This is a genomic window from Streptomyces pratensis, assembly GCF_037137275.1.
GTDB lineage: Bacteria > Actinomycetota > Actinomycetes > Streptomycetales > Streptomycetaceae > Streptomyces > Streptomyces pratensis_B.
Window position 1 is genome coordinate 144,883 of the sequence record NZ_JBBBEN010000052.1, and the last position, 10,211, is coordinate 155,093.

8 protein-coding genes are annotated in these 10,211 nt (G+C 74.0%); 5 read left to right on the forward strand and 3 right to left on the reverse strand.

Features of this window, described 5'->3' with window-relative positions:
* Window positions 1-287 precede the first annotated feature (287 nt).
* Window positions 288-848: a GNAT family N-acetyltransferase gene (locus tag V9U70_RS02950; protein ID WP_336672835.1), complete on the forward strand. Its 561-nt coding sequence runs from the start codon at window positions 288-290 to the stop codon at window positions 846-848.
* Window positions 849-878: 30 nt separating this feature from the next.
* Here the strand turns inward: V9U70_RS02950 and V9U70_RS02955 are convergent, their stop codons facing one another.
* Both V9U70_RS02955 and V9U70_RS02960 read right to left on the reverse strand, forming a co-directional pair.
* Window positions 879-1,634 carry an ankyrin repeat domain-containing protein gene (locus tag V9U70_RS02955; RefSeq protein WP_336672836.1) on the reverse strand — a complete coding sequence of 252 codons (756 nt, stop codon included), beginning with the start codon at window positions 1,632-1,634 and terminating at the stop codon, window positions 879-881.
* A 30-nt stretch (window positions 1,635-1,664) separates the two neighbouring features.
* Window positions 1,665-2,567, reverse strand: coding sequence for a hypothetical protein (locus tag V9U70_RS02960; RefSeq protein ID WP_336672837.1), 903 nt, complete (start codon window positions 2,565-2,567; stop codon window positions 1,665-1,667).
* A gap of 277 nt (window positions 2,568-2,844) precedes the next feature.
* On the opposite strand from V9U70_RS02960, the gene V9U70_RS02965 reads away from it, so the two are divergent.
* Window positions 2,845-3,624: a S1 family peptidase gene (locus tag V9U70_RS02965; protein ID WP_336672838.1), complete on the forward strand. Its 780-nt coding sequence runs from the start codon at window positions 2,845-2,847 to the stop codon at window positions 3,622-3,624.
* A 46-nt stretch (window positions 3,625-3,670) separates the two neighbouring features.
* Here V9U70_RS02965 and V9U70_RS02970 read toward each other — a convergent pair whose 3' ends face one another.
* Entirely contained in the window at window positions 3,671-5,497 is a 1,827-nt protein-coding gene (locus V9U70_RS02970) for a glycoside hydrolase family 35 protein (RefSeq protein ID WP_336672839.1), read from the reverse strand.
* A 158-nt stretch (window positions 5,498-5,655) separates the two neighbouring features.
* On the opposite strand from V9U70_RS02970, the gene V9U70_RS02975 reads away from it, so the two are divergent.
* The 3 genes from V9U70_RS02975 to pepN all read left to right on the forward strand — a co-directional run bounded on the left by V9U70_RS02975 (window position 5,656) and on the right by pepN (window position 9,904).
* A complete protein-coding gene (locus V9U70_RS02975; RefSeq protein WP_336672840.1) occupies window positions 5,656-6,549 on the forward strand; it encodes an AraC family transcriptional regulator in 894 nt (297 codons plus the stop codon).
* 162 nt (window positions 6,550-6,711) lie between these two features.
* Complete coding sequence (locus V9U70_RS02980) at window positions 6,712-7,050, forward strand: chorismate mutase (RefSeq protein WP_336672841.1); 339 nt, start codon at window positions 6,712-6,714, stop codon at window positions 7,048-7,050.
* A 331-nt stretch (window positions 7,051-7,381) separates the two neighbouring features.
* Complete coding sequence (gene pepN / locus V9U70_RS02985; RefSeq protein WP_336672842.1) at window positions 7,382-9,904, forward strand: aminopeptidase N; 2,523 nt, start codon at window positions 7,382-7,384, stop codon at window positions 9,902-9,904.
* Window positions 9,905-10,211 lie beyond the last annotated feature (307 nt).

Here is a 10,211-nt window from a genome sequence, read left to right on the forward strand (position 1 = left end):
TTCCGGGCCGCCGCCCCGGGCCCCGCAGTCCGGCGTCCCTCCCGTGCGGGACGCCGCGTCGTCCGGCGGTGCCGCTCCCGCTGTCACCCGGTCGGGGCCCCAGGAACTTGTACGACACGAGGGTCGTCACGCCACGGTGGCCCGGTGCGACACCGCCGTGCCCCCCCGTCCGCATCAGCCACCACGGGCCGGACGCGGACGCGGGGCGGGGCTCCACCACCGTGCCGTCCGGGGAGCCCCGCACATATCGGTGGCGCGGCCCGGGCCCCGGCGGCGAAGATCACCGCATGCGTGCCTTCCTGGAGACCGACCGACTCGTGCTGCGCCCCTTCACGGACGCCGACGTTCCTGACCTGCTCGCCCTCGACAACGACCCCGACGTCATGCGCTACATCAACGGCGGCCGGCCGACGAGCGAGCAGGACATCCGGGGCCGGACCCTGCCCAGGCTCCTCCACGACCACCCGTGCACCGGGGCCCGCGGCTACTGGGCAGCGCTGCGGAAGGACACCGGGACCTTCCTGGGATGGTTCGAACTCCGCCCCCTGAACGACCACGACCCCGCCGTGGCCGAACTCGGCTACCGGCTGCACCGGTCCGCCTGGGGCCGCGGATACGCCACCGAGGGCGCACGGGCCCTGGTGAACAAGGCCTTCACCGACCTCGGGGTCGAACAGGTCACCGCGAACACCATGGCGGTCAACGTCGCGTCCCGCCGGGTGATGGAGAAGGCGGGCCTCACCTTCCTGCGGGCCTACACCGAGGACTGGCCGGAGACCATCGAGGGCTCCGAACACGGCGAGGTCGCCTACGTGCTCACCCGAAAGGCCTGGGAGCGCGCCCGGTGAGCCGGCGGCCGCCGGGGCCCTCCGAACGGATCAGCCGCGCCCCTCCAGCAGCGCCGCGATCTCCCGGTGCCCGGTGTGCAGATCGGTCCCCGCCGACGGCACGCCGTCGCGGAGCAGCTCCACCGTCACGGTCTCCTCGCCGTTCGCCCGTTCACGCCTGGTGACCGCGTCGATTCCGGGGCCGTACGTCTCCTCCAGCTGCCGCAGCAGCTCCCGCTCGGGGTCGATCCCGGCCATCTGCCGCGCCTCCCGCAGCGCGTCGGCCACCGCCGCCTCCTGCCCCGCCGCCCCCGCACCGTGCGTGAGCAGCGCCCGGACGGTCCGCAGCGAGCCGCGCCGGGCGGCCAGGACCAGCATCGCCTCCCCCTGCGGGCCGGGCAGCGAGGGGTCGGCGCCCCACCGGAGCAGCAGCTCCACCGTGGGGGCGTGGCCGAGGCCGACCGCCCAGCGCAGCGCCGTGAAGCCGTACTCCTCCCGCAGGTCCGGCCGCGCCCCCGCGGACAGCAGCGCCTCCACCACCTCGGTGTGGCCGCCGCAGGCCGCCCCGCACAGGGGCAGGTCGCTCGCCCCCGGCCCGCTCGCCCGGTCGGGGTCCGCCCCGGCCGCGAGGAGCAGCCGTACCGCCCCCGGACGGTCCTGGACCGACGCCAGGTAGAGCGCGGTCGTGCCTTCCTCGTCGCTCGCCTCGGCCCGCGCACCCGCGCGCAGGGCCCGCACGACCGCGTTCTCGTCCTCGTACAGCGCGTCGAACAGGCTGGGTTCGTCCCTGATCGGCTCGTTCGTCATGCTTCGACCCTACGGTGGTCCCGGCGCGGCTCAGGTGTCGCACTCCAGGGCCGTGCGGCACAGCCCGCAGCGCGCGGTGAACCGGCCCCGGACGGGGACCCGGAGGCGCTGGTGGCAGGCGGGGCAGGGGAAGGAGACGCGCGGCTCGGGGCCGCCGGTCTCGAAGGCGTACGGGAGGCCCGGGTCCGTGCCGGCGCCGGGGTGGTTCCGGGCGTTCCGCCGGTCCTTGGCGTACCGGCGGCGGCTCGCCCAGCCGGCGGCGGCCAGCGGGGGCCGGCGCAGATCGTGCAGGGCCCGCGCCCGCCCCTCGGTGTACGCCGTGTAGGCCTGCGGGCTGGTGAACCACGGGGAGGGGTCCTCGCCGAAGGCGAACGCCCGCTTCGCCAGGACGTATCCGAATTCCTCGGGAGTCAGATAGCCGAGCTTCTGCCGGGACGTGGCGTCCTCGCGGAAGGCGTCCAGCAGCAGCCAGCCCGTGCCGAGATAGGCCGTGGTCGTGTCGGTCAGGATCTCGTTGGCGCGGGTGCCGGGGAACTCCAGGCCGAGCCGGTGCAGCAGCACATGGGTGACCTCGTGCGCGAGGGCCGCGCCGATGTCCCGGCGGTGGGTGCGAAAGCGGTCGTTCAGCTCGATGAAGTACTCCGGGCCGGCGGTGAGTTCGACGCTCGCGGCGTGCTCCATGGCGCGGAAGCCCACGATCACGCGGGCGTCGGGCAGGTGGAGGTGGTGGACCAGGGAGCGCGCCACCCGTTGGGCGCCCAGGTGCAGGTCCTCCTCGTCCCCGAAGGCGGCGTCGGCCGGCGGGAGGCTGGTGGCGTAGGCGTGGACGCCGTCCGCGGAGAGTCGCCGGTAGAGCGCGGTGATGGCGGAGCGGACCGTGTCCAGGTGCGGAAAGCCATGGACGACCGGTGCGCCCGGAGGGCTGTTCGACACGTCATGTCCCCCATCCGCGACGTCCGACGGATGCCCACTGTATGCCGGGCCGGGGGCCGAGGCCCGCGGCGGAAGCCGGCGGCCTTGGCCGGAAAGTGCGCCTTGTGGGGGCGGTGACCAGCTACCGATAATCGGATGGTTCTTGTCGGGTGCATGACCAAACCGGCTGTGGTGCCGGCTGTCATCACGCCGCCCGGGACACACACCGTCCCCCACGCGCGCCCCCAGCACCCCCACGCAAGCCCCCCACGCCAGCCCCCACGAAAGAAGGCAGCCCGTGAAGCAGCTCCTGCGTGCGCTGAAAAGATGCTCCGTCGTCCTCGCCGCGGTCGCCCTCGCGACCGTCAGCCTCCAGCCCGCCACCGCCTCCGCGGCCCCCAACCCCGTCGTCGGCGGCACCCGGGCCGCGCAGGGCGAGTTCCCCTTCATGGTCCGGCTCTCCATGGGCTGCGGCGGCGCGCTCTACGCCCGAGACATCGTCCTCACCGCCGCCCACTGCGTGAACGGATCGGGCAACACCACCTCGATCACCGCTACCGCGGGCGTCGTCGACCTCCGTTCCCCGAGCGCCGTCAAGGTCAGGTCCACCAAGGTCCTCCAGGCCCCCGGCTACAACGGCGCCGGCAAGGACTGGGCCCTGATCAAGCTCGCCCAGCCGATCGACCAGCCCACCCTCAAGATCGCCACCACCACCGCCTACAACCAGGGCGTCTTCACCGTCGCCGGCTGGGGCGCCGACCGCGAAGGCGGCAGCCAGCAGCGCTACCTGCTCAAGGCCAACGTCCCGTACGTCTCCGACACCGCCTGCCGGGCCGCCTACGGCAGCAGCCTCGTCCCCTCAGAGGAACTGTGCGCCGGCTACCCCGACACCGGCGGCATCGACACCTGCCAGGGCGACTCCGGCGGCCCCATGTTCCGCAAGGACAACGCCGGCGAATGGACCCAGGTCGGCATCGTCAGCTGGGGCCGCGGCTGCGCCCGGCCCGGCTACCCGGGCGTCTACACCGAGGTCTCGACCTTCGCGTCCGCCATCGCCTCCGCGGCCGCCTCACTCTGACCCTGCCGGGGCCCGCCCCCCGGCCATCGCCCCTCCCGGGCCGCGGTCACGGCTCCACCACCCCGGGGGCGCCCGCCCGCACGGGCGCCCCCGGACCCAGCTCCACCCACGGACCGCCCGCACCCTCCAGCTCCAGCACCCACACCTCGTTGGCCCCCTCACGGAGCACCGGGCCCGGCACATACAGCACCCGCTGCGGGCCCACCGACCAGTACCGGCCCAGACAGAAACCGTTCACCCACACGAACCCCCGCGTCCAGCCCGGCAGCGCGAGGCCCGCGTGATCCGCGTCCGCCGCGCCCCCGATCGTGAACCACCCCCGGAACAGCCCCGTACGGCCCGCTCCCGCAGACCCGTCGGCCACCGCCGGCACCGTACGGAACGGAACCGCCGCCACCGCGCCCGCCACCTCGAAGGCCTCCAACCGCAACGCCCGCGCCCGCACCCCGTGCAGATACTGCCGCTCGTGCAGCACCCCGCCCGTGATGCCCTTCGGCTCACCGAGACGCGGTCCGTAGTTGACCCGGCCCAGCGACTCCACCCACAGCTCGACCTCCGCCGGACCCGCCACCGGCTCCGGCAACGGGCCGCTCGCCTCGGTCAGCACCCCCGCCCTGACCCCGTCCACGTACACCACCGCCCGGTCGCGCAACCCCGAGACCCCCAGCGGATACGCCTGGCGCGGCCCCGGCACCGCCACCCGGTAACACACCAGCCCCCGGTCCACCCCCAGCTCCTCGAACGTCGGCGGCGCCCCCGACACCGGCGCCTGAGGATCACCCAGCGCCTCCAGCACCTCCCCGAGCGGCGCCCACTCCACCAGCTCCGCCCGCACCCGCACCCCGAGCCCGACCGGCTCCGGGGGCAACGCAGGCAACGGCCCTCGCGCGTACTCCCGCAGAACCTCCCGGAACAGCCGGAACTTCTCCGTCGGCCGCCCGTACTCGTCGACGGGCGCGTCGTAGTCGTACGACGTCACCGTCGGCCGGAGCTCCCCGTCCTGCACCGGACCCGACCGGTTCGCCCCCGCCCAGCCCCCGAAGTTCGTCCCGCCGTGCGCCATGTAGACGTTCACCGACCCTCCGCACTCCAGGACCTCCCGCAACGCCCCCGCCGCCTGCGCCGGGTCACGCAGCACCGGCTCCGCCCCCCAGTGGTCGAACCAGCCGCACCAGAACTCCATGCACATCAGCGGGCCCCCTGGCCGATGGCGGCGCAGCACCTGGAACCCCGCCGCCGCACCCGACCCGAAATTGGCCGTCGCCAGGAGCCCCGGCACCGAACCGCCGGTCAGCATGTGGTCCTCGGGCCCGTCCGACGTGAACAGCGGAACCGTCACCCCGCACTGCCGCAGCAACCCCGCCAGCCACTCCAGATACACCGCGTCACTGCCATAACTTCCGTACTCGTTCTCCACCTGCACCAGAACCACCGGACCACCCCGGGAGACCTGACGCCGCGCCACCTGCGGCAGCAGTGCCAGAAACCACCGCTCCACCGCCGCCCGGTACTCCGCGTCCCGCGTCCGCACCCGCCGCCCGAACCGGCCCGTCACCCAGACCGGCAGCCCGCCGTTCTCCCACTCGGCGCAGATGTACGGACCCGGCCGCACGATCGCCAGCAGCCCGGCCCGCCGCACCGCGTCCAGAAACCGGCCGAGCGCCGCGACGTCCCGGTACTCACCCGCACGCGGCTCGTGCAGATTCCACGGCACATACGTCTCGACGCAGTTCAGACCCATCGCCGCCAGCATCGACAGACGGTGCTCCCACTGCTCCTCGTGCACCCGGAAGTAGTGCAGCGCACCCGACAACAGCCGCACCGGCTCCCCGTCGAGCCGGAAACAGTCGTCCTCCACGGTGAAGTCGCTCATGCCGCTCGTCCTCTCCTGCGCTGTCCGGCCCACCGTGGGCCCGCCGGGCCGCGGGCCCGCGGTCGGACCAGCCTGGCCCCTGGCGCCGGGCCCGTCCATGGACAAAGATCGCTGCCGATAGGACGCAACGGCCGGAACGGGAGGAAGGGAGAGCGCCGATGCACCACCCGCCGGCCTACCGCACCTGGATGCGCTTCTTCACCCCCAGCCCGCTCCACCACCGCCTGGGCCTGGCCTGCCTCGGCGTCGGCCTCCAGCACGGCGCCCTGCCCACCGTCGGCCCCCGCACCCTGGACCACCACGTCGCCGTGATCGTCGACTCCGGCAGCGGATGGTTCCAGGGCGCCGACGGGCGCCGCACCCCCGTCACCGGCCCCACCCTCATCTGGCTGACGCCCGGGACCCCCCACCACTACGGAGCCGACCCCGGCACCGGCTGGGACGAGAGCTTCGTCGACTTCACCGGCCCCGCCACCACCGCCTACACCGAACTCGGCTACATCGAACCCGGCCGCCCCCTCGTCCCGCTCTCCGACACCGCCGCCCCCCGCGCGGCCGTCGGCCGCATCGTCCGCGCCGCCCGACGCGGCAACCCCCTCCTGGAAGTGGAGACCGGAGCCGCCGTCCACGAACTCCTCGTCTCCCTGCGCCGAGCCCGCGCCGGCACCGGACCCGACGGAGACCCCGTGCTCCACGCGCTGGCCCGCGACGCGTTCCAGCCGCTCACCGTCGCCGAACACGCCGCCCGGCACGCCATGACCCCCGCGGAACTGCGCACCGCCGTACGCCGCGGAGCCGGATGCAGCCCCAAGGACTACCTGCTCGGCATCCGCCTCGGCCGCGCCAAAGAGCTCCTCGCCGCCACCGACCTGCCCATCGCCGCCGTAGGCCGCCGCGTCGGCTACGACGACCCCGCCTACTTCTCCCGCCTCTTCGCCCGCCGCGTCGGCACCGCCCCCGTCCGCTTCCGCGAACAGCAACGCCGCAGCGTGCCGGGCGGCTGGAGCGACCGGGCGCCCGACCCGGACCACCCGCCGACCATCGCGACGTGACCGAACCCCCCGCCCGCCCGCCACCGTGACGGGACCCGGCCGGCTCTCCCGCCCACCACCCTGACGAGGCCGGACCGCGCCTCCCCTCGGCCCCGCGATGTGGCCGGGCACGCTCCCCACCGATCACAGGGGCGGAGCGGGATGCGTCTAAGCTCGCTCTCCATGAGCACGAGCGAAATCGACGCCTCCGTACAGACCGAACTGCACCGGCTGCGCGAGAGCATCGACAACATCGACGCCGCCGTCGTCCACATGCTGGCCGAGCGCTTCAAGGCCACCCAGCAGGTCGGCCGCCTCAAGGCCGACCACCGGCTGCCCCCCGCCGACCCCGCCCGCGAGACCCGCCAGATCGCCCGGCTCCGGCAACTGGCGCAGAGCGCGAACCTGGACCCGGCGTTCGCGGAGAAGCTCCTGAACTTCATCATCGCCGAGGTCATCCGCCACCACGAGCGCATCGCCGAAGAGGCGGACGGCGGCGACGCGGCCGGGCCGGGGTCCTGACCGCCCCCCGGACCCACCACCCCCGAAGGCCCCGCCGACGACGTCGGAGGCCACCGACGCCGATACCGGGGGAGACGCGGGCCACCGAAGCCGAAGCCGAAGCCGAAGCCGAAGCCGAAGCCGAGGACGCCGGAGGCCGCTGAGGCCGGTACCGAGCGCGCCGCAGCCCCCGGAAACCGCCCTCCGGCCCGACTCCGAAGCCCTGTACCGCCGGCAAACGCCCGCCGCTGCGAAGCCCCGCGCCCACCGTGCGCCGCCCGCCCCGCGCCCGCCCGTCCGCCCAGGGAGAACCCCCCTGGGCGCGCCGCACCCCGTACGGCAGCATGGGGCCATGTCCGTACTGACGCGCGACGAAGCGCAGACCCGAGCCCAGATCATCGACGTGGAGCGGTACACGATCGCCCTCGACCTCACCACCGGCGAGGAGACCTTCGACTCCCGCACCGCCATCCGGTTCACCGCCCACACGGCCGGAGACACCTTCGTCGAGGTCAAGCCCGCCACCCTGCGCTCGGTCAGCCTCGACGGACGACCCCTGGACCCCGCCCTCCTCGACGGCAACCGCTACCCCCTCACCGGCCTCACCCCCGGCAGCCACGAACTGCACGTCGACGCCGCCATGAACTACTCGCGCACCGGCGAGGGCATGCACCGCTTCACCGACCCCACCGACGGCGAGACCTACCTCTACACCCAACTGTTCCTGGAGGACGTCCAGCGCGTCTTCGCCGCCTTCGACCAGCCCGACCTCAAGTCCGTCTTCGCCATCGACGTCACCGCCCCCCGAGGCTGGACCGTCCTCGGCAACGGCATCGCCGACCACACCGGCGACGGCCACTGGACCATCGCCCCCACCCCCCTCATCTCCACCTACCTCGTCGCCGTCGCCGCAGGCCCCTGGCACTCCATCACCACCCAGCACGCCGGACTGCCCTTCGGCATCCACTGCCGCCGCTCCCTCGCCCCCCACCTCGACGCGGACGCCGAGGAGATCCTCGACATCACCCGCGCCTGCTACGACCGCTACCACGAGAAGTTCGACGAGCCCTACCCCTTCGACTCCTACGACCAGGCCTTCGTCCCCGAGTTCAACGCCGGCGCCATGGAGAACCCCGGACTCGTCACCTTCCGCGACGAATACGTCTTCCGCTCCGCCGTCACCGACACCGAGCGCCAGACCCGCGCCGTCACCATCGCCCACGAGATGGCCCACATGTGGTTCGGCGACCTCGTCACCCTCACCTGGTGGGACGACATCTGGCTGAACGAGTCCTTCGCCGAGTACATGGGCTACCAGACCCTCACCGAAGCCACCCGCTTCACCGACACCTGGGTCGACTTCGGCGTCGCCCGCAAGGGCTGGGGCTACGACGCCGACCAACGCCCCTCCACCCACCCCGTCGCCCCCGACCCCGACGCCGTCCCCGACACCGCATCCGCCCTCCTCAACTTCGACGGCATCAGCTACGCCAAGGGCGCCTCCGCCCTGCGCCAACTCGTCGCCTGGCTCGGTGAGAAGGACTTCCTCGCCGGAATCAACACCCACTTCGCCCGGCACAAGTTCGCCAACGCCACCCTCGCCGACTTCATCGACAACCTCGCCACCGCCACCGACCGCGACGTCCACGCCTGGGCCGAGCGGTGGCTGCGCACCACCGGCGTCGACACCCTCACCGCCGACATCACCGAACCCGCCGGAACCGGACAGTCCTGGGCCCTCACCGTCACCCGCGACGGCGACCGCCCCCACCGCATCACCGTCGGCGCCTACGACCACGCCCTCAACACCCAGGCGGGCCCCGGCCACCTCGCCCCGCGCGACCGCTTCGAGATCGACGTACCCGGCGACGGCGACCCCACCGTCCGCCCCGGCCGCCGCCCCGCCCTCGTCGTCCTCAACGACGGCGACCTCGCCTACGCCAAGGTCCGCCTCGACACCGCCTCCTGGAACACCGTCCTGACCAGCCTCTCCGGCATCCCCGACGCCCTCACCCGAGCCGTCGTCTGGAACACCGCCCGCGACATGGTCCGCGACGGCGACCTCCACCCCACCGACTACCTCGCCGCCGCCCGCACCCACCTCCCGCACGAACGCGACCTCGCCCTCGTCGAGGGCGTCCTCTCCTTCGCCGCCGGACAGATCACCGCCCGTTACGTCACCCCGGAGGCCCGCCCGGCGGCACTCGCCGCCATCACCGACCTCTGCCGCGACCTCATCCGCCGCACCGAGGACGGCTCCCACCCCGGCCTCCGCCTCACCGCCGTACGCCACTTCATCGACGCCGCCACCCAGCCCGACACCCTTCGCAGCTGGCTCGACGACGGCACCGTCCACGGCGGACCCGAACTCGACCCCGAACTGCGCTGGCGCATCCTCACCCGCCTCGCCGCCCTCGGCGCCACCGACGAGACCGCGATCGCCACCGCACTCGCCGCCGACCCCAGCGCCACCGGCCGCGAAGGAGCCGCCCGCTGCCGGGCCGCCCTGCCCACCCCCGAGGCCAAGACCGCCGCCTGGGACGCCCTGTTCACCGACGACACCCTGTCCAACTACCTCTTCACCGCCACCGCCCAAGGCTTCTGGCAGCCCGGCCAGGAAGACCTCCTCAGCCCCTACGTGCCCCGCTTCTACCCGGAAGCCGCCGCACTCGCCGCCCGCCGAGGCCCCGCCATCGCCGAGGCCGCCGGCCGCCACGCCTTCCCCGCGTACGCCGTCGACGCCCAGAGCCTCGCCACGGGAGCCCACGCACTGGAGGACCCGGACCTCACCCCCGCCCTGCGCCGCAAGCTCGTCGACCAGCTCGACGACCTCCGCCGCGCCCTGGCCGTCCGCACGGCCGCCACCACCGGCTGACCCACCCCGGGCGGCGGGCCGGCCCCCCGGGCCCCGCCGCCCCCACCGGCGGGGCCCCGCACCACGCGACCGGCCCCAGCCGCACCGCACCTGACCAGAACGCTTCCCCCCCCGGACCCGTCCTCCCGCGCCCTCGCCCCGGGAAGACGGGCCCCGGGACCGACCCGACCAGGCCGCCCGCACCGGACCCCCGGGGCACCGCGCGCAGGACACACCGCGCACCCCCAGCGGGAGCCCCTCCGGACAGCCTTGCCTCAGGCGTCGAAACCCCCGCCCCCGCCGCCAGGGACGCGACATGCGGAAGCCG

Coding starts and splice junctions, on each gene's coding strand:
- pepN (WP_336672842.1), top strand. CDS start 7,382: ATGTCCGTACTGACGCGCGACGAAGCGCAGACCCGAGCCCAGATCATC.
- V9U70_RS02950 (WP_336672835.1), top strand. CDS start 288: ATGCGTGCCTTCCTGGAGACCGACCGACTCGTGCTGCGCCCCTTCACG.
- V9U70_RS02970 (WP_336672839.1), bottom strand. CDS start 5,497: ATGAGCGACTTCACCGTGGAGGACGACTGTTTCCGGCTCGACGGGGAG.
- V9U70_RS02955 (WP_336672836.1), bottom strand. CDS start 1,634: ATGACGAACGAGCCGATCAGGGACGAACCCAGCCTGTTCGACGCGCTG.
- V9U70_RS02980 (WP_336672841.1), top strand. CDS start 6,712: ATGAGCACGAGCGAAATCGACGCCTCCGTACAGACCGAACTGCACCGG.
- V9U70_RS02975 (WP_336672840.1), top strand. CDS start 5,656: ATGCACCACCCGCCGGCCTACCGCACCTGGATGCGCTTCTTCACCCCC.